The sequence below is a fragment of the Winogradskyella wandonensis genome, from assembly GCF_004346845.1.
Lineage (GTDB): Bacteria > Bacteroidota > Bacteroidia > Flavobacteriales > Flavobacteriaceae > Winogradskyella > Winogradskyella wandonensis.
This window is the reverse complement of record NZ_SMGI01000001.1, coordinates 365,507-384,743: the sequence shown is the minus strand read 5'-3', so window position 1 is coordinate 384,743 and position 19,237 is coordinate 365,507. Positions and strand designations below refer to the sequence as shown.

Sequence of the window (19,237 nt, the reverse complement as noted above, 5' to 3'; positions counted from 1 at the left end):
TTTAACAAATTCACTACCTTTGGTCGTTATTATTGGCACTTAATCTAAAAAAATAGCATTTCTAAACATATGAATGTCAAAAAACTCCCCAAAAAGTTAGTCCTTATAATCCTATTTGCCCTTGCTGTAAGCATCACAGCTAGTGGACAACGCTATAAAGATTTAATGAATGATTATTCGGTAAACTTCTACGATGTAGTTAACGAAGCCGAAGCTTATTTTAATACCATTGATAAATATGCAAAAGGCTCTGGTTATAAAGATTTTATGAGGTGGGTCGTTGCTAACGAACATAAATACTATCCTACTGGTAATAGACTTTCCGTTAATCCTGCATTTGCTACAAAACAGTACAATGCATATTTGCAAGAAAATGATATTGCATCCATGCGCGAGAATAGTGTTGGTGGATGGAGAGAAGTTGGACCTTTTTTAGTGGAAAATATTACTGGACATTATGCCGCAGGAATGGGACGAGTTGAAGACTTTTATGTAGACCCATCTAACCCTCTAAAGATATATGCAGGCTCTAGAAGTGGTGGCTTATGGAAAACAATCGACGGCGGTAATACTTGGACAAGTACAGATACTGAATTTTTACCTGCGACGGGTGTCAATACACTATCTGTAGACCCAAATAATAGCGACCATATTTATATAAATGTTCGTAATTCTAGAAATGGTTATTCTTACGGTATTTACGAATCTTACAATGGCGGTGATACGTTTACGGAAACAGCGTTTAATCCAACAAATTTAGGCTTTGGTGGTTTGGGCTCTAATTTCAAAATTTTTACAGTAGATCTGCACCCAACAATTCCAAATCTAATAATGGTTGGCACAAATCGCGGGATTTTTAAAACAACTGATAATTTTTTAACCTGGTCGCAGGTAGTTACAACAGGAGACTTTAAACAGTTTAAATTTCACCCTACAAATGCATCAACCATGTATGCATTGAACCAAAAAAACAATTTTAGAGATTTTTTATACCGTTCCACAGATACAGGCAATAGTTTTACAACAACAACAGTTTCTACCACTAACAGCGCTGCTTTAATTGATGTAACGCCAGACGAACCAAATAGCGTATTTTTTGCCAATGGAACTCAAGTTTTTAAATCTTCTAATAACGGATTAAGCTTTACATCGTTTGCAACACATGGCTTCGGGATTGGCGGTTTCTCGGTAAACAGTACAGATAGCGAAAATCTTATTGTTGGCTATGTCGATTTAGCAAATAAGACAAGTACACAAGCTAATTTTGTACAAAGAACCAATTGGAATCTTTATAATTCTATGAACGGCAATGGAACGCTACAAGATAATTATTTTAATAGCACAGCATATGTCCATGCAGACACTAGAGTTTCGGAGTCTGTTAATGGTGTTTTCTATGTTGGTACAGATGGCACATTAGCAAAGAGTAGTGATGGTGGAGTAACATGGACTAATCTAATGCTAAATTCATCCCCTAGAATACGTGAAAATTACAAATTAGGCGCAAGTCAATCTCACAATGCGGTTACCATTTCTGGGTCACAAGACAATGGGACAACCGTAAAAAACGAAACAGAATGGCTCGAAATCTATGGCGCAGATGGCATGGAAGGTGTTATTTTACCACTTAATCCCGATTATATGGTGGGCAGTATCCAATTTGGCGGTAGAATACGCTCCGATAATGGTGGGCAGTCCGTTGCTAGCATTTCCTCTAATTCAGTCGATGGTTGGTGGGAAGCTCCCTTAGCCTTCGACCCAAATAATCATTTTAAGCTGTACGAGTTTAGAAATGGTGTATATACTAGTGACGATTTTGGATTAACCTACAACTACGTGGGTACAACAAATTTTTTGGCATCTAACCCTGATAATTACTGGTGGCAGATTAGAAATGCAGAAATAGCGCAAAATAACTCTAACATTATTGTGGCATCACGGACTAGTGAAATCGAAAAATCCATAGATGGTGGAGCAACATTCTTTAGCATTAAAAATAATTTACCAAATCTTGCTATAGAAGATATTGCTTTCAATCCTAATAACGATGATGATATTATAGTCGTAAACGCGTCTTACCAAAATAATAACCAGAAAGTATTTAGAACAACAAATGGCGGATTATCTTGGACCAATATATCATACAATTTAAACGACATTCCTGTGCATACGGTAGTGATAGAGCAAAATTCTAATCCAAACATCTACATAGGCACAGAAGTTGGCGTCTTCTATAAGCCACTCAACGGCACAGTTTGGACTATTTACAACACGGACCTTCCCAACGTGGCTATCCAAGAATTAGAGATTAATCATGGTGCAAATACACTAAAGGCCGCAACTTGGGGTCGCGGTCTATGGGAATTCGATTTAGTTGATAGAGAAAGTTTTCCATCCATTATTAAAACTGAAATAACAGATGCACCAACCTTAAACAAACCTAAAGAAGGCGTAGATCAGTACGTTACGTCTTTTATAGATTATGCGGGGTCCTTAACAGCTGTAGAGGTAAAATATAGCATAAATAATCAAAATTTCGATAGTACGATTTCAATGTCTAATTTTGGGGGTAATCGTTGGCGGTCAGACCTACCATTACCAAACGGCGCGGTTGGTGATCAGATATTTTTTAAGGTAAAAGCAACAGGGTCTAACGGAGACGTCTCAGAAACGTATAAATTTATGTACCAAGTAAGACCATTTGAGTATTGTGCGTCCCAAGGATGGAATGGTACAGGTAGCGATTACATTAGCCAAGTGACCATAGGAAATAATTTTACAAACAATTCCGGACAGAACTACTACCAGTTTTTTGACGCCTTAGCACCTGTAGAATTAGAAGTAGGACAAACCTATACAGTAACCATGAGCATGCCCGCAGTTTTTGGACCGGATGTAGCCGCTGCTTGGATTGATTTTAATAAAAATGCGGAGTTTGATGCTACTGAAGAAATTAGCATGTCTAACTACGTCTCTAATACAGCAACTGGAAGCTTTACAGTACCCAACGACGCCATTTTAGACCAAGTATCTCGAATACGCTTCAGTAACATATATAATAACACCATTCAACCTTGTGGAGGCTTTTTTGGTGAAGTGGAAGATTATCAAGTGATTTTTAGAAACTCTGCATTATCCGTAGAAGACTTTAACAACCTAGAGAATTCAATTCACATATCTCCCAATCCTACTGAAGATTATGTGACTATAAACGCGTCCGTTTCTATGAACAAAGTAGAAGTCTATGATTTAAGTGGACGAAAAGTGATTATTCAAAATAATTTAAACAGAAGAGAAACGAGTTTTAGTATTGGTCATTTAGCTGAGTCCGTATATATAGTTCAAATACATACTTCTGGCAGACTAATCACAAAAAAAATAATCAAACAAAATTAAAGTTATACGCATTTAACAAACGCCTGGTGAATAGCTAGTTAATGGGCGTTTGCATTTATTATAATACAAAGTTTGTAATACACAATAACTCTAAGGTTTTAGAGTTTAATAAAAACAAAATAATGTGCATCTTTGTAAAAAATTGCTCTTGAAAAATTACCTAGTAATTCTCTTCATCTGCTTGTCATTAACTAGTTTTGGGCAAACAGCCAGAAAATACTCCAATGAATTTATGAATATTGGTGTAGATGCTGCTGCACTTGGTATGAGCAACGCTGTAACATCGCATACCAGAAATGTAAATTCTGGGTATTGGAATCCGGCAGGTTTAGTTAATATTGAAGACAAAGAACTAGCACTAATGCACTCTAGTTATTTTGCAAATATTGCCAACTACAATTACATAGGATTTGCAATGCCGCTTGACGACAGAAGTGCCATTGGATTATCCGTAATTCGCTTTGGTGTAGATGACATATTAGACACGACACAACTCATCGATGAACAAGGAAATATAAACTACGACCGCATTAATATATTTTCTACCGCAGATTATGGCGTAACATTTTCTTATGCCAGAAAACTTCCTATTGATGGGTTAAATTATGGTATTAATGCAAAAGTTATTCGCCGTGTTATTGGCGATTTTGCATCAGCTTGGGGATTTGGTTTTGATGCTGGAATTCAGTTTGAAAGTGATAACAATTGGAAATTTGGAGTAATGGCTAGAGACATTACCACTACCTACAATTCATGGACCATTGACGAAGACGAATTTGAGAAAATTAGCGGTGCCATTGACGGACAAAACCAGACCTTACCAGAAAAATCGGAATTAACTTTACCAAAATTGGAGCTTGGCATGTCCAAAGAATGGACATTCCATTACGATTACACCTTACTAGCGGCCTTTAACCTTAATGCAAGATTTGCTGAAACTAACGATATAATTTCTACCTCTTTTGCAAGTATTGCACCGGCGTTAGGCTTTCAGTTTGGATATACAGATTTGGTATTTCTACGCGCAGGAGTTGGTAATTTTCAAAACGAGCTACAAATCGATAATTCTGAAAATCTAACCTTTCAGCCTAATTTTGGAGTAGGGTTTAAATATAAGGGTATTGAAATCGATTATGCATTTACAGATATTGGCGACCAAAGTGCGGCCTTGTATTCTAATGTGTTTTCAGTAAAAATAGATTTCAGTATTTTTAGGTAGAATTATTAACTATTTTCCGAAAAAGATGGTCACCTCGAGCGAGGTCACTGAGCATGTCGAAGTGCAGTCGGGAGGTCTCATATCAAAAAATCTATTAACTAAATTTATAAATGATTGTCATTTCGAGCGACAGTCGAGAAATCTCTTAAAATGAATAACTTTTCTTTCCTCTCTTTTCTATGCGCTTTCTTTTTTTTAACAAACACTAGTGTTTCCCAACAATTTCAGTTATCACCACAAGCCGAAATCTCAGTATTAACTATCGGTCAAGGTGATAATCTCAACGACGCTTTTGGTCATAATGCATTTAGAATTAAAGATAGAACTATAGGACTAGACGTTATTTACGACTATGGGCGATATGATTTTAACGCACCGAATTTCTACTTAAAATTTGTTCAAGGAAAACTAAACTACCTCATCGGTAAGCGTAATTTTTCTGATTTTTTGGAAACCTACAGGTATTACGACAGAACGATTGAAGAACAAAAGTTAAATCTATCACCAGTCCAAAAACAAGACTTATATAACTACTTAATAAACAATTATAAACCAGAAAACCGCAAATACCTCTACGATTTCTTTTACGATAATTGCGCAACAAAGATTAGAGATGTAGTTAATACAGCTACTAACAATAAAGTAGTTTATAACGCATTAAAAAATCAAGACAATAAAACCTTTAGAGATTTAATTCACGAACATGTAGGGCATAACACATGGGGCAGTTTTGGGATTGACATTGCACTTGGCTCGTTAACAGACAGAGTTGCAAGCAAGGAAGAGCAAATGTTTTTACCCAGATATATAAAAAAGCATTTCGAAAACGCTTCTCTAAACAACGAGCCTCTAGTAAAAAGTAGCACTACGATTTATAAATCCCAGACAGATACCAAGTATACCTCTAACCTATTGTTCAGTCCAATTGTAGTCACGTTACTGTTAGCATTTTTAATTATTTACATAACCTACAGAGATTATAAAAACCAGAGATTAACAAAATGGTTAGACGTAGCACTTTTTATCATTACTGGTATTTCTGGGTTTGTATTACTCTTCTTGTGGTTTGGTACAAATCATAGCGTAACAGGTTATAATTACAATTTGCTTTGGGCATTTCCGCTAAATGTGTTTGTTATTGCACAATTAAGTACTAAAAAAACTAAGAAATGGTTTAGAGGCTATTTAAAATTCTTGTTGATAATGCTTTGCCTAATGTGTCTCCATTGGGTAATTGGTGTGCAAGTATTCGCACTAGCCTTTCTGCCATTGCTCTTGGCATTGATAGTGAGATACGTCTATGTACTAAAACAATCCGTGGTCTAATTGTAGTTATTAACACCAAACTTCTAACTTTCAACTTCTATCTTCTATCTTCTATCTTCTAGCTTCTAGCTTCCAACTTTAACCCATAAGAGTAATTCTTGAAATTCGTGTCAGAACAATAAATCCTATCATCACTTCGAGTGTTCCAAACGTAGCGTCGGAATGTACTTGTGCTGAGCCCAGTCGAAGCATCGAGAAGCCAACTCCGAACTTCCAACTTCCACTCTACTGCCCGCGATAGTACAACACAGTACTCAACGTTTTTAAAATGATATTTAAATCAAGAAATGGGCTACGGTGTTTTATATAATAAAGATCGTACTGAAGTTTTGTGAGACTCTCTTCAACAGATCCACCATAACGCGAGTTTACTTGTGCCCAACCTGTTAAACCAGGTTTTACGATATGACGCGTTTCATAAAACGGTATAGACCGCGATAATTCTGCCACAAAAAACGGTCGCTCTGGCCGTGGACCAATAATACTCATTTCTCCCTTTAAAACATTGATAAACTGAGGAATTTCATCCAAACGAGAACGTCTTAAAAACTTACCAAAGGTTGTAATTCTTGTATCGTTTTTTGTTGCCCATTGCGCCTTTCCGTCTTCCGCATTTGTTACCATAGTTCTAAATTTTAATATGGTAAACAATGTGCTGTTTCGTCCTATACGTTCTTGTGTGTAAAAAAGCGGCCCCTTATTTCCTATTAAATTTCCCAAAAAGATAAACGGAATAATAAGTAGCATGAAAGACAGCCCACAGACTGAAAAAATAATATCAAACAATCGTTGAAAAAATAGATATAGCTTATTCTCATTATTTCGGCTAAAAGGAAAGTACTTATAAAAATCTTTACCAACATGCTGAATCGGAACCTTATTCGTAACCTCCTCATAAACCTGAGTATATTCTCTTATTTTAAAGCCACGTTCTAATAGCAGCATGAGCTCATGGTATAACTCGGGTGTGATGTTTTCGGCATTAGCCGTAGAAATAATAATTTCAGAAATTTTTTCATCTAATATAACATTAGAAAGCTGCTTGGTGTGATATTCGGTTAGCCCTTTATATTTAATAGATTCTTCAGAAGTTCCTTCGCTATTAATAAATCCTATAAACTTATAATTAGAGTCTGCCGAAAGAAGCGTCGATAAGACATTATCTATAGTAGAAAGCTCGCCTACCAAAAGAATATGCTTAAAAAATCGTGGCGACGCGATAAGCGTGTTATATAAAAAACGCCATAAAAAAACAGAAGCAATTAGTACAACATAGAAATAGATGATTTGTAACCGAGCTTCTGGCAATACAGGTGTCACAAAAGGCGTTAAAAGATAGAACAGCATCACCGTAGACATACAGATAACAATATTCTTAAAACTTACGTCGAGCTTGCTGGCTTGTTGCAAATCATAAATCTCAAAAATAGTTCCAAACAAAGAGATGTAAATGGCTAAAACAACAAGTGGAACAGCATTAGCTGGAGCTAGACTTAAATACTCGAATTGGAAATAGTTGGAGAGTATAAAAATTCCTAAAAAAACCATTAGTATATCAACGATTCGCAAAAGAACTTTACGCTCAGATATTTCAAAATGAATGGTGCTATGCTGTTTCATTATAATATTCGATAGCATAAAGATAAACCTCTTTGGCTATTTACAAATAGTCAAACCGATTTTAAAATCTGATACCATTTTAATTTTATGGTATTCCAATCTAAAGACTCTGCTTTTAACCGCGCTTCAGCACTAAAATCTTGCTGCAACTGATTGTCCTCAAAAATCCTAAGTATGGCATTAGTCATGGCGTTGACATCGCCCTTATCGACTAAAAATCCATAACGACCGTCTTCTATTAAATTAGGCATACCACCAACATTTGTAGATACTATAGGAAAACCTAAAGCCATAGCCTCTATGACACTAACAGGCATATTATCAAAATTGGCCGTATTTATAAAAATAGTATAACCTTTGGATAATGTAATCCATTGCGCCTTCGAAAGTTTCCCAGTAAATGTTGGAAAAACACCTATTTCTTTTGCCATAGTTTTGACGGTTTTTAAACTCCCATCTACATCAGGACCTACCATGCAAAGTTCTGCAGGATACCCTTTATCTTGTAAAGCCTTCAAAACATGTATCGCCATTTCAGGATTATAAATCTTAGAAAATGAGCGAACCCAAAGCAAACGAATGCTATCAAGAGATTTAGGTACGACTTCATAATTTTTAAGCTGAATGGCATTAGGAATATAGTCAGAATCAAAACCAAAATCTTTAAACTGATCTTTCATGTACAACGATGGCGAGATGTTTTTGTAACTGTATTTAAAGATCAATTGAGACAATTTTGGATAGTCTTTAAGTCGTTTAGGTAAATTTCCGCCATGTAAAATTGGTAAGTATGGAACACCTAATAGACGACATAACTGACTGCATAGCAAAGCATAATAAAAATTTCTTGTACTATAAGTATCAATTAATACGGCATCAGCCCATCGAGAATACCGTAAACAGTTCCAAAGCATAGAAACCAATCGCAATCCAGTATTTCGGTAGGATGAGGCATAACGGAATGAATGGCCCTCTTGCTCTAAACGTTTACCCAGCACCTGTATCGTCGATAAATTAGATTTAGGAGTTTTTAAGTTGTTTCCTATGTATAGGAGATTTTTCATAAACGACATTTAATAAGGCTAAAGCGTAGAGTACAGCCGGTGCAGCAATACGCATACCAGAATGATTTATGGTTGCAAACCAAAAGGCCAAGAACGAAAAGAAAAAAACATTCCGCCGATTATTAGTTCTAAAAGCCAAGGGTTTAAAAATTAAAATAAGTAAACATATAATACCTAAAAGACCATGCTCAGATAACAAACGTCCTACCTCATTGTGTGAGGGTAGTACTTGACCCGTCTCCTGTATACGCTTATCTTTAACTCTAGAAGCCCCAATACCAAAAAATGGACTTTCTATAAAGCCCTCGATTTCATCTTCAAACAACTGCCAACGTCCAGTGGTTAAATCTTTTTTTTCACGACCCAAAGCATCTTGATTAGCGTAACGCTTATCAATTAAACCACGAGTCTGGTTAGAACTTATTACCCAGGTAACACCTAGAATACTTACCAATAAGAATATTGAGGCTACCAAAGGTATAAATCGTTTTAATCGGACTTTTAAAACAACGGTAGCAAAAAAGGCAGCGATGACTAATGCAGCCGCTATAACACCACCTCGACTAAAGGTAACAATGGCTCTAAAGGTCATCGCTCCCAAAATAGTTAGATTTATTATTTTTATAAATAGATTTGGCGATTTTAATACCAAACGCACAACAATACAAAAAATACCGAGTCCTAGGATGGTGGACACCTGATTAGGACCAAACCCTCCAGATAACGCAAAATTAGACGCCGTTCCACTCAAACGATCTTTAATTGAGGGTGTATACAAAAACAAATACGTGGTTGTAGAAATAATAGGTAAAAGAATATAAAGAATCACCTTATGCAACTCTTGGTGGGTAATTCGTCGATTATAACAAAATAGCGCGGCAAGACCCAGCGAAATGGGACCACTTAGCACAAAAAGAATATTAGTTCTAAAATTTGCTCCATAAGACAGTGTAAAAGAGGCTACGATAATAGAAGGTACAAGTAAAATCAAATAAATAAAATAAGCATAGCCTTTGCCAGAAACACCACGATAAAACATACCTATCAAAACAAAAAGTATGACTAGATATTTTGAAGCTTCATAAGCCAAGCCACCTTTAGTCATACGGAACAGAATTTCCGCACCACAGAAATATGCACAGCCCAACAAAACATTCATGGTCAATTGTCTAGAATTAGACATTAAAATGCGGTATAAAAAATAACCCATAATCACCAAGAAGAACAATTTTGCAAAGGGCTTAAATACAAAAAACACAATACCGAGTCCAACATGTAATAATACAAGCTGTATGTAAGAATTGGTTTGTAATAATCGCGGTCTCAAAGTAGCCTCAAGATAAGATTTCTATTAATATTCGCTGTGTATAATGATTAAAAGTAAAAGTCTTTATAAAATTAGCATTGTGCATAAGCGTAGAATACGCATCTGGAGTTAGTTTAAAAATTCGCTCTAATTCAGTTTTTAATCTCTCGCTAGTAATTGATGAAAGGACATAACCATTAACGGCATGAGTAACATATTGTGAAATTGCAGATACCGAAGAAACAACAGGAACACAACCAAAGTTGGAAGCCTCAGCAATGACTTTTGGAAATCCTTCTGAGGCACTTGTAGGCATTAAGAAAAAATGACTAGCCTTATAGATTTCAAAGACATCAACTCTATCCAAATAACCGTGAAAAACAAAATCAATACCTGTAGATTTTGTAAGAGCTTCAAAATCTTGTTTTTCTTTACCGTCGCCAACGAAATGCACAATACCGACTTTTGCCTTATGCGCTTCAGATAACTGATTAAAGGCATCTATAATTCGGCCTACGCCTTTAGGCGTTTCCAAACGCCCGACATAACAAAAATTTAGACGGTCGTCCAAGTGCTTTTCAGAGACGACCTGCCGTCCAACGTCTATATCAGCATCAGTTAAGCAAGGATTTTCAAACGTAAGACAATGTTTAGGTTGCTTAGCCCAAGCCCCATTAATCGTTACAATGCGATGCTGCCGTTTTAATAGCCATCGTTGTAATCTATAGCCTAAAGGTGGATGTAACTGATTCCAATTACCGGCATACTTATACCAACCTTTTTTCGTAGAGAAAAAGGTTAAATACGGAATTAGAAACACACCGATACCCGTAGGTGTTCGCAGTTGAAACGCATCAGCATCTTTTAATGCCTTTCTTACTATAGAGATAATCTTAGGAATGTAAAATAGTAACTTTAATTTACTCAAAACTGAAGTACCTCCTAAAGCAGGTAATGCAACAAATTTGATATTAGATTCAGAATAGTTTAAAACACTTTTAGGTGCTTTGGTGTTATGAAGCATGGCCACATGAGTAATAGAACTAAAATGAGGCGCTAAATGATTAATTTCATTCACAGTAGGACTCCAACCAACAATATCGCCATCAGAAGTTTTATAATGCTCGGTATGTGATATAATAACCAGTTTCATGCTTCAATATAATCTACATACTGTTTTATAATATGATGCCAGTGATGTTGTTCTGCCCAAAGCTTCGCGTTTTCTGAAAAATCCTCAGAACCATTAAAAATGGTCTTAACTGCATCGACAAAATCTTCAGATTTAGTAGCATCAATCAAAAGACCCGATATACCATCGTCAATAGCATCCTCAATACCGCACCATTTTGAACCGATAGTCGGTAAACCAAAATGATTGGCTTCTATTAACGCAATACCAAAACCTTCGACATCACCTGTGTCTGTAGTCTGACTTAACATCACACAAATATCTGAGCTTTCATAAAAACCGTTGAGCTGCTCTTGTGATACATGGCCATGAAACGTCACATGATTAGAGACATTAAGTGATTTAGCTAAAGCCAACAGATTTTCAGCTTCAGTTTTTAAACCCACACAGTGGTAATGAATATTTGGATAAACTTTCTTGAGTTTTGGTAGATGCTTTATAACAGTGGCCTGCCCTTTTCGTTCGGTAACATTACCAACAGTTAGTAATTTTGGATGTCCTTCTATTTGAATCTTGCTATCAGTACTAGAATGAGACTCAGACAGTGCATAGCCATTTGGAATCACCTCAACATTCTTAAGGTCCAAATCACCAACTAAAGACTTTGTGAAATTTGAAACTGCAATGACTTTATCAAAACGTTTTAATGACCAATTTATAGATTTCCGCAGGCTATTATTTGAAAAATTAACTTCCGTACCGTGAATGACAGCAATTAACTCTACGGATACAAAAGGCTTTAAAAAAGCACCTATCCAAAGTGGAAACTTTCCAGAACATATAAGTGTATCAGCTGTTTTAGACAACTTGTAACAGTACCAAATACGTTTTAAATACATTAGAAATCGAGGAAACATCAAAGCCACACGATAAATATTGCTTTTTAATTTTCTGTCGAATTCCATTTCATTCTGCGACGTATCTCGTTGGTCTGCAATTACAGAAACCTTGTACCCAAAATGTGATAAATATTCTGCTAAATTATAGGCGTGATTACCTATGCCCCCAGGTAATGGCGGAAACTCAGAAGTTAAAAGAACAATATGTTTGGTTGTATCAGGCATTAGAGCATTTCAATTTTTGGTCCTTCCTTAAGTTTCACTGATGACAATCGCCATGATTTTATAATTTGAAAAAGGATTAATGGAGATAAAACTAAAGCAATTAAACTACTTAAAATCAACATTGGTTTATTGCTTTTGTACTTATAAGGCACTACTGAAATTGGGACTGTCCTTAAAACGGATAATAAACTTCGTTTATCACCAAAATAACGTCTAAAAAAATAGAGCACACTTGGTATTGGTCTTGGTTGAAACAGATTTTTAGTTCTAAAAGCATCCCAACTCCCCATTTCACGCAAACCACCAGAACCCACTTTTAAATGTAAGCGTTTAGCATGTGGATTTGATACATTCTTGTAACCATTTAAAAAAGCACGCAAACCAAACTCGCCATCTCCCATCCGTTGTTTTTCAAATTGTCTATCAAAAAGACCTATCTCAGAAAAAATAGATGTCTTAAGGAGGACATTTCCAGTGTCTAATTGGTCACTTATTTTAAAATAGCTATAATGCGCTGGAATTTTATCGCCTACTTTAGAAATCGAAACACCAGAAGAAATATCGGCTTTAAAAAAGTCTAGCGTTTTTAAGTGCTCTGAAATCCAATTGGGCTCTACCCGATTATCATCATCAAACAATAAGATATAATCGCCCTTGGATTGTTTTATAGCTGAATTCCGTGCTAACCACAAAGCCTTTTCTTGTTGGTAATCAACGCTTAAATTTAAATCATAGTGGTTATAGAAGTCTTTTTCAAATGGCTGCGACTGGTCAACGACTATGACTTCAAAATTACTGTAATCCTGAGCTTCCAAATCTTTTAAAACATCCTTAAGGTATGGATAGCGATTGAGAGTTGGAATGATAACAGAAACTAAAGGCTTCGATTTTAAAAGCTGACTTTGGTAATGGCTGTATTCAGTATAATCGAATGTTTCCGAACCAGATGAATAACGAGTTATTTGTCTGCTTTTAAAAAATCCTGAAAGTTCTTTGATTGGATTTTTCAAACGCAACAGCCGTAATAACAAAACGTAGTACACCCAAGCTTTACTAAAATATTTTCTCGAAAACACATAATTATCAAAAACAGATAAGACTTCAACTTCTGAAATAGTGTCTGAATAATTGATATACCCATTTAATACGGCACGCCAGGATTGATCGTACGTTTTTGCCGTCTCGGATTGATACCTATTATCTCTTGGAAAATTGGAGTTAATAGTCGCATCAACTTTTGGAAACACAAAATTCCTGTTTTGGGTTTTTAAACCAAAATAGTGCGTGGGTTGTAAATATTTTAAAAAGCTAAACAACATCTTTGTCTAGTGTTTTTGGTACGCAGAAAATGTTTACAGGTAGCGTCTGAGAATTTTGATATAAGTCTAACTTCATATCATAAATTAAGTAATCTAGCTCTCTAAAATGGTCTATAATACGCTGGTCGTTATTCGTTTCTACGATAACAATTGCAGTATGAGCTTTTAAGATACGCTCGGCACCTTTTAAAATATCGAGCTCAATACCATCGACATCAATTTTTAGTAAATCGACTTGCGAGATATCATGATATTTCACGAAATCATCGAGCTTTACCATGTCTACATCATAAGCCTCAATAGCAGCTGACATGTCCTCGGTGTTAGACGAGAAGGCACTCGCATTTAAATTTACACGTCCTTTTTTGGAGCCTATTGCGAGATTATAAACTTCAAAATTATAAGAAAATTTAGTATTCGCTTCGATTGTTTTTTTAATGGTTTGAAATAAATTCCTATTAGGTTCAAAAGCTAAAACTTTTCCTTTAGCCCCAACAGAATCAGACCAAACAGCCGCCAAGTACCCAAAATTAGAACCCACGTCGAAAACTACTAAATCATTTCTATTGGGTTTAAACTTATCGATTAGCTTAAAACTATTTCTTAGTACCGTATTTTCAATACCCAATTCTTTTGCTTTTACAGCGATTTTTATTGAAGCTACAAAATTGAAATTCACATGATGTTTACCATAACCATGATTAACTAAGACTTTGGCTATCTTAAATCCGTTTGGTGTGTATAATAGCTTTTTCCTCAAACCTTTTAAAGCCTGAGATTGCCCTATCCTCTTTTTTAAATTTTCAGGAACTAAACTGTATATTTTAACTAAAAGTCTATTCATAAAAATTTATAAATTCTTTGGCTTGTTTTGTCAAATTAAATTGATTGATAACTCTTTCTCTTGCAGACTTCGATATTTTTTGTTTTTCCTCATCATCTAAATTTATGACTTCCAATAATTTCTCTGCTAGTAATTTGGGACTTTGTTTAGGTACAACCCAACCCGTTTTATTATTGATAATATTTTCGGACAATCCCTCTGCATCAGATACCACTGATAATAAACCAACAGCTTGAGCTTCGAGAACAGCATTACAAAAACCTTCTTGAATGCTATACTGCAAATAAATGTCCGCATCCTCTAGTGCTTTCTTTATATCCTCATGTTCCATTTTACCTTTAAGAGTCACATTACCTTCTAAATTAAGTTGATGTATTGCAAATTGTAAACGTTCCTTTTCAGCACCATCACCGATAATTGTATAATGAAAAGAATAGCCTAAACTTTTTAAAATGGAGAGCGCTTCTAATGTATAAACTAGACCTTTCTTCCAATGCAGTCTTGCAACAGTTACAAATCTACTCTCTTTAGCTAAATGAAGTTCTTTTTCGTAATTAAAAAAAGAAGTATCTATTGCTGGAGTAATTTTAATTATCTCTGATTCACCTCCAAAACCATTCTCATAAACCAATTCTTTAATATCATCTGAAATTACATGAATCCGATTAACCTTAGTCCAGAGTTTTTGATAACAACTAGGATGTTTTAAAGGATAAACGCCTATATCAAACCCTCTAAAACTGACTGCCATTCTAGCATCAATAGCTTTTGCAACATTTTCTTTATTAAAAACCATAGTGCCAAACCCAAAATGTAACCAATCTAATGGTTCTGAAAATATGTGATAACTACTAATAATATTTTTTAAACGCTGTAAAAAACCAACACCGTCTTTTTTGTCTAGTAGATATAATCTCTTACTCTTTTTAAATTGAAATACAAACGAAAGACATAAGATATAAAGGCTATTAAAGACAATAGAAACTTTGCTCCCTTTTAATTTTGGTGCTAATTTAAATTTAGAGAGATGAAATTCTTTTGTACCCGCACTGCTAGCAAAAATAACCACAGAGAATCCATGCCGTTGTAATCCTTTGATTTTGTTTACAAAAAAGGTTTCAGAATATGCTGGAACTGATGGCAAGACAATACCTATTCGCATAACGCTTCCTTTAACACAGAATGGTATAAATCATTCATTTGATTAATCATTTGGGTGTGACTATGTTGCTGTTCAATGGTTTTTCTAGCTTCTTGGGTTAACTCTAAATAATCATCTTTTGATAATACGCTTACCTTTTTTAAAGCATCCGACAAAGCTTCCGAATTTCTCACAGGCACCAAAAATCCATTCTTAGTATCTGTAATCACTTCATTCATCCCGCCACAATCCGTAGAGATAACCAAAGTACCTAAGGCCATAGCTTCTAAAACCACATTGGCAATACCCTCTTCAACACTAGACAACACTAAAACATCTGCATCTCTAACTAATTGCATCACCTCTGAAAAACAAAGATGTCCTACAAAATTTATGTTATCACGACATCTAAGCTGTGACCGTTTGTAAAGCAATTCTTCATTATTATCTACGCCGACAATCGTATAATTGAAACTTATATCTTGATCATCAATCAATCCCATAGCATCTAATGCATAGGCGTATCCTTTCTTCCAGTGGTCTCTCCCAATAGATATAATATTTAGTGATGTGTTAGAATTAAATGATTTAGAATTAAATTCTAACTTTTTCAAATCTAATCCACTATAGATTACCTTAATCTTTTCTTCGGTCGCGTTATATTTTGCAGCTTCTTTTGCAATGGCTTTAGAAACAGCGTGAAAGGCATCTACTTTAGGAAATAACCTTTTATAAGTTTCTGCTAATTCTAAGTTAGCAATTGGCGAATAATTGATATGTGCCCCTCGTAAACTAACTGCTAATTTGATTCCAAAATCTTGAACCCATATCCAGTCCGCGATGCCTTTTGCCCATTGCAAGTGAAAAATATCTGGTTTATGGTATAATACTGGATAATACTTCACTTTTAGCAAAAACGAATTCTTAAGTTGAGCTTTAATAAAGTTATCGAGTTTTCTTTTATCATTAACATTAAAAAGTAATAGCAAAAAACTGTATTTCAAAAAATTTAAACCCTTACTAAGCCTGTTACTATAGGTGTAATGAAAACTATGTTCTAACTGGTCTAATTTCCTTTTCTTTAAGCCAAATCTGAAAATTAATAATCCTTTAGAACAAAGCCCCTCAACAAGCCGTTCTATAAACGTTGTACTCGGAATTTCTCCAGAATAGACTGCTATTTTAAGAGGTTTTGGCAAAGTGTTTAGTGTTTGTCAAGCAAAAGTACGTCTTTATAAAGATTTTGATGCGAGGCAATAAAATTAGGCATAGAATACTTTTTTCGTATTAGAGATTGCATTTCCTTTTCTAATTGAAGACGCTGGTCTTTCTCTAAATTTAAAATCTGGAGAATACAAGCTTTTAAACTCTCAGCATCATTTGGTGTAAATATACAAGCAGGAAATGGTTGTAATATATCCTTTACACCACTGACATTAGATCCAATTACAATTCTACCAGAAGCCATCGCCTCAAGCGGAGCAACGGGTAAACCCTCACCTAGTTCTAAAGTTGGGATTACAAACAAGTCCGCTAAACCGTGATAAGGCCTAACATCGGTCTTTTTACCTAAAAACTGTATAGTAGGAACACCACTAGCCATCTGCTTCAATGAATTCGCATAGTCACCCTTATCGTTACCAACAATGATTAGCTTTACGCTGGGATTATCCAATTCCATAACTGCCTTAATTAAGACCTCTATACCCTTAACGGGTATTAAATTAACCACGGAGACAATTACAAAGTCATCTGGCTGTATATTAAGTTGAGTTAAAAGTGCTTCATCATTATGTTTTATTGGCGTATAGTAATCTAAATCTACACCAAAAGGAATTTCGGACACTTTTTGGAGTGTTTTTTTAGAGTAAAAAGCCTTCATATCGCTGTTTACAGTGATTATTCTAGAACTTAATGCGGTACGCCATTTCCAAGCTCTATTACCCCAACCCATGGATTTTTTTGTATGTATCCAAGGAATACCGGCGAGTTTTGCCGCCAAAGGTTCAGAGAAATCAGAACTCCAGTGCCAAGAATGTATAATATCAAATTTGTGCTTTCTAAAAAAACCTATAGTCTTTAAGAGTCTAAATGGAAATGTAAGGAAAGGACGATAATTAACAGCAAATGGAAACAAATGCACCTTTACATTCAACTTTTCAATCTCTTTAAAGAAAGGACCTCGGTTATGAAAACAGCAAATCTCTGGCTCAAAAGAATCACGGTCTAAATGTTTAACCAAATCATAAACAACTTTGCCGCTTCCTGCAGTATCAAAATTAGGTATAGTATATAATATTTTTAGTTTCTTTTGCGTCATTTATAACAGCCTATTAATTCCTAAAACGTTCATTTAACAAATTTGTAAACCGTAGAACCATAATTTGTTTTTTGATGCTCTATTCTGTAACCTTTAGTCTTTAAATTCTTTATAAAATATGCCTCTTCGGGTGAAACATCATAAGGACCTTTTTGATCTAAATGCGAAAATAGCATCCAAAAATCCCCTGATAATCTAGACAACTCCACCTCTTTAACACTTTTATCTCGACCTCTAATACCGTTGCCCCAAATTATTGAATTTAGAGCATCTATTTGAGGATAGTTCTTTTTGTAAAATAAAAACGCAGGTTCTGAGGAGTAATAGACATAAATCGTGTCTTTAGGATTAATATGGGTGTTCATGTAGGCCATACTTTCTTTAATTTCTTCGATTTGGACAGGTACTTTTTTATAGGCTATGTAGAGTGATGTCACTAAAGGAAATAAGACTAAAAGAACTCCTATTTTAATGTTTTTTACGGTGAGATAATCGTAAGTAAAAATTATCCCAGCTGAAATAAGTGATATGAGTAAAGGCACTAAATATAAAACCAAGCGAACATCAAAAGGATACAATTTAAAATAAGACAAACCCAGATGTACCAAAATTGGGAGTAGTAAAACCAAAATAATTTTATCTTTTTTTAGCGAAGTAATTATGGCTATTAAAACAAATAAGAGACTTATAAGCCATAGTCGTTTACTTACCAAAACAGTTTTAAAAAGAAGTTCTACTTTAAGAAATAGGGATTGGTAAAAATCTAAAGAAAATACATCATAGGGTAAGAACGCTCCAGCCTTACCCCAATAATCAACCATCATGGCTTTGGTTGGATGATTGTTTATAAACAAAACATAATAAATACAAAAAGAACCTAATCCAAGCATAAGCGGAAGAGATGCTTTTAACACTTCTTGCTTCTTATTTTTATAAAAACTATAGAGCGTAAAAAGCCCTATAGAAAACAAGATAATTATTGAAATGTTTGATAACCAAATACTCAAAATTGCAATTACAGAATAATAAAAAAGAGATTTTCTATTAGATTGTTTTAAATAATTTAGAAAACTGATAATAAGCAACAAACTTGTAAAAATGTCTGTTGAATATTGTTTTACTTCTATAGAATAGTTAAGCACTAAAAAATTTAAACTAAAAATAGCCGATGCTAATAATGCTATTTTAGAGGACTTAAATAGTAGGCGATTTAACTTATAAATTAAGACTATCGATAGTAAATAGGATAAATATGGTAATAACCTTAAGCACCAATCACTATCACCCAGAATAGTAACTACACATTTCTCTATAAATAAAAATCCAATCGGCGCTACTTGGTTACGGTCTAAGGGCTGGAGTAATTCAACAAAAGAATGGTCAAGAATATTTAGAGAAAGCATAGCCTCGTCTAACGTTAAACTTC

General features: G+C 34.9%; 14 protein-coding genes. 3 read left to right on the top strand and 11 right to left on the bottom strand.

What is annotated here, in order from left to right; genetic code table 11:
- Positions 1–69 precede the first annotated feature (69 nt).
- From DFQ05_RS01750 to DFQ05_RS01740, 3 genes are all read left to right on the top strand, one after another.
- Positions 70–3,396 carry a GEVED domain-containing protein gene (locus tag DFQ05_RS01750; protein WP_132702957.1) on the top strand — a complete coding sequence of 1,109 codons (3,327 nt, stop codon included), beginning with the start codon at positions 70–72 and terminating at the stop codon, positions 3,394–3,396.
- A gap of 148 nt (positions 3,397–3,544) precedes the next feature.
- Positions 3,545–4,615: a putative type IX sorting system protein PorV2 gene (locus DFQ05_RS01745; protein WP_132702955.1), complete on the top strand. Its 1,071-nt coding sequence runs from the start codon at positions 3,545–3,547 to the stop codon at positions 4,613–4,615.
- Positions 4,616–4,765: 150 nt separating this feature from the next.
- Positions 4,766–5,941 carry a lipoprotein N-acyltransferase Lnb domain-containing protein gene (locus DFQ05_RS01740; protein WP_132702953.1) on the top strand — a complete coding sequence of 392 codons (1,176 nt, stop codon included), beginning with the start codon at positions 4,766–4,768 and terminating at the stop codon, positions 5,939–5,941.
- Between the two features lie 225 nt (positions 5,942–6,166).
- Here DFQ05_RS01740 and DFQ05_RS01735 read toward each other — a convergent pair whose 3' ends face one another.
- From DFQ05_RS01735 to DFQ05_RS01685, 11 genes are all read right to left on the bottom strand, one after another.
- Positions 6,167–7,579, bottom strand: coding sequence for a sugar transferase (locus tag DFQ05_RS01735; protein ID WP_241974189.1), 1,413 nt, complete (start codon positions 7,577–7,579; stop codon positions 6,167–6,169).
- 32 nt (positions 7,580–7,611) lie between these two features.
- A complete protein-coding gene (locus DFQ05_RS01730) occupies positions 7,612–8,625 on the bottom strand; it encodes a glycosyltransferase family 4 protein (protein WP_132702951.1) in 1,014 nt (337 codons plus the stop codon).
- Positions 8,582–9,808 (bottom strand): O-antigen ligase family protein, encoded by a 1,227-nt coding sequence (locus DFQ05_RS01725; protein ID WP_241974188.1) that lies wholly within the window; start codon positions 9,806–9,808, stop codon positions 8,582–8,584. The genes DFQ05_RS01730 and DFQ05_RS01725 overlap by 44 nt, the downstream gene beginning before the upstream one ends.
- A gap of 151 nt (positions 9,809–9,959) precedes the next feature.
- Positions 9,960–11,084: a glycosyltransferase gene (locus tag DFQ05_RS01720; protein ID WP_132702947.1), complete on the bottom strand. Its 1,125-nt coding sequence runs from the start codon at positions 11,082–11,084 to the stop codon at positions 9,960–9,962.
- Positions 11,081–12,187, bottom strand: a complete 1,107-nt coding sequence (locus tag DFQ05_RS01715) for a glycosyltransferase family 4 protein (RefSeq protein ID WP_132702945.1) — start codon at positions 12,185–12,187, stop codon at positions 11,081–11,083. Before DFQ05_RS01715 ends, DFQ05_RS01720 begins: the two co-directional genes overlap by 4 nt.
- Entirely contained in the window at positions 12,187–13,434 is a 1,248-nt protein-coding gene (locus DFQ05_RS01710; RefSeq protein ID WP_241974187.1) for a glycosyltransferase family 2 protein, read from the bottom strand. The genes DFQ05_RS01715 and DFQ05_RS01710 overlap by 1 nt, the downstream gene beginning before the upstream one ends.
- 61 nt (positions 13,435–13,495) lie before the next feature.
- Positions 13,496–14,350 carry an FkbM family methyltransferase gene (locus tag DFQ05_RS01705; RefSeq protein ID WP_132702941.1) on the bottom strand — a complete coding sequence of 285 codons (855 nt, stop codon included), beginning with the start codon at positions 14,348–14,350 and terminating at the stop codon, positions 13,496–13,498.
- Positions 14,343–15,512, bottom strand: a complete 1,170-nt coding sequence (locus tag DFQ05_RS01700) for a glycosyltransferase family 4 protein (RefSeq protein WP_132702939.1) — start codon at positions 15,510–15,512, stop codon at positions 14,343–14,345. The genes DFQ05_RS01705 and DFQ05_RS01700 overlap by 8 nt, the downstream gene beginning before the upstream one ends.
- A complete protein-coding gene (locus DFQ05_RS01695; protein ID WP_132702937.1) occupies positions 15,503–16,690 on the bottom strand; it encodes a glycosyltransferase family 4 protein in 1,188 nt (395 codons plus the stop codon). Before DFQ05_RS01695 ends, DFQ05_RS01700 begins: the two co-directional genes overlap by 10 nt.
- Positions 16,691–16,695: 5 nt before the next feature.
- A complete protein-coding gene (locus tag DFQ05_RS01690; protein WP_132702935.1) occupies positions 16,696–17,811 on the bottom strand; it encodes a glycosyltransferase in 1,116 nt (371 codons plus the stop codon).
- A 29-nt stretch (positions 17,812–17,840) separates the two neighbouring features.
- On the bottom strand, positions 17,841–19,214 hold the full coding sequence (locus DFQ05_RS01685; RefSeq protein ID WP_158281885.1) for a glycosyltransferase family 39 protein: 1,374 nt from the start codon (positions 19,212–19,214) through the stop codon (positions 17,841–17,843).
- Positions 19,215–19,237: the final 23 nt, after the last annotated feature.

Bases quoted from the DNA above. Each gene is read 5' to 3' on its own strand.
- DFQ05_RS01750 (WP_132702957.1), top strand. From the start codon at position 70: ATGAATGTCAAAAAACTCCCCAAAAAGTTAGTCCTTATAATCCTATTT.
- DFQ05_RS01740 (WP_132702953.1), top strand. From the start codon at position 4,766: ATGAATAACTTTTCTTTCCTCTCTTTTCTATGCGCTTTCTTTTTTTTA.
- DFQ05_RS01735 (WP_241974189.1), bottom strand. From the start codon at position 7,579: ATGCTATCGAATATTATAATGAAACAGCATAGCACCATTCATTTTGAA.
- DFQ05_RS01730 (WP_132702951.1), bottom strand. From the start codon at position 8,625: ATGAAAAATCTCCTATACATAGGAAACAACTTAAAAACTCCTAAATCT.
- DFQ05_RS01725 (WP_241974188.1), bottom strand. From the start codon at position 9,808: ATGTCTAATTCTAGACAATTGACCATGAATGTTTTGTTGGGCTGTGCA.
- DFQ05_RS01720 (WP_132702947.1), bottom strand. From the start codon at position 11,084: ATGAAACTGGTTATTATATCACATACCGAGCATTATAAAACTTCTGAT.
- DFQ05_RS01715 (WP_132702945.1), bottom strand. From the start codon at position 12,187: ATGCCTGATACAACCAAACATATTGTTCTTTTAACTTCTGAGTTTCCG.
- DFQ05_RS01705 (WP_132702941.1), bottom strand. From the start codon at position 14,350: ATGAATAGACTTTTAGTTAAAATATACAGTTTAGTTCCTGAAAATTTA.
- DFQ05_RS01700 (WP_132702939.1), bottom strand. From the start codon at position 15,512: ATGCGAATAGGTATTGTCTTGCCATCAGTTCCAGCATATTCTGAAACC.
- DFQ05_RS01690 (WP_132702935.1), bottom strand. From the start codon at position 17,811: ATGACGCAAAAGAAACTAAAAATATTATATACTATACCTAATTTTGAT.
- DFQ05_RS01685 (WP_158281885.1), bottom strand. From the start codon at position 19,214: ATGCTTTCTCTAAATATTCTTGACCATTCTTTTGTTGAATTACTCCAG.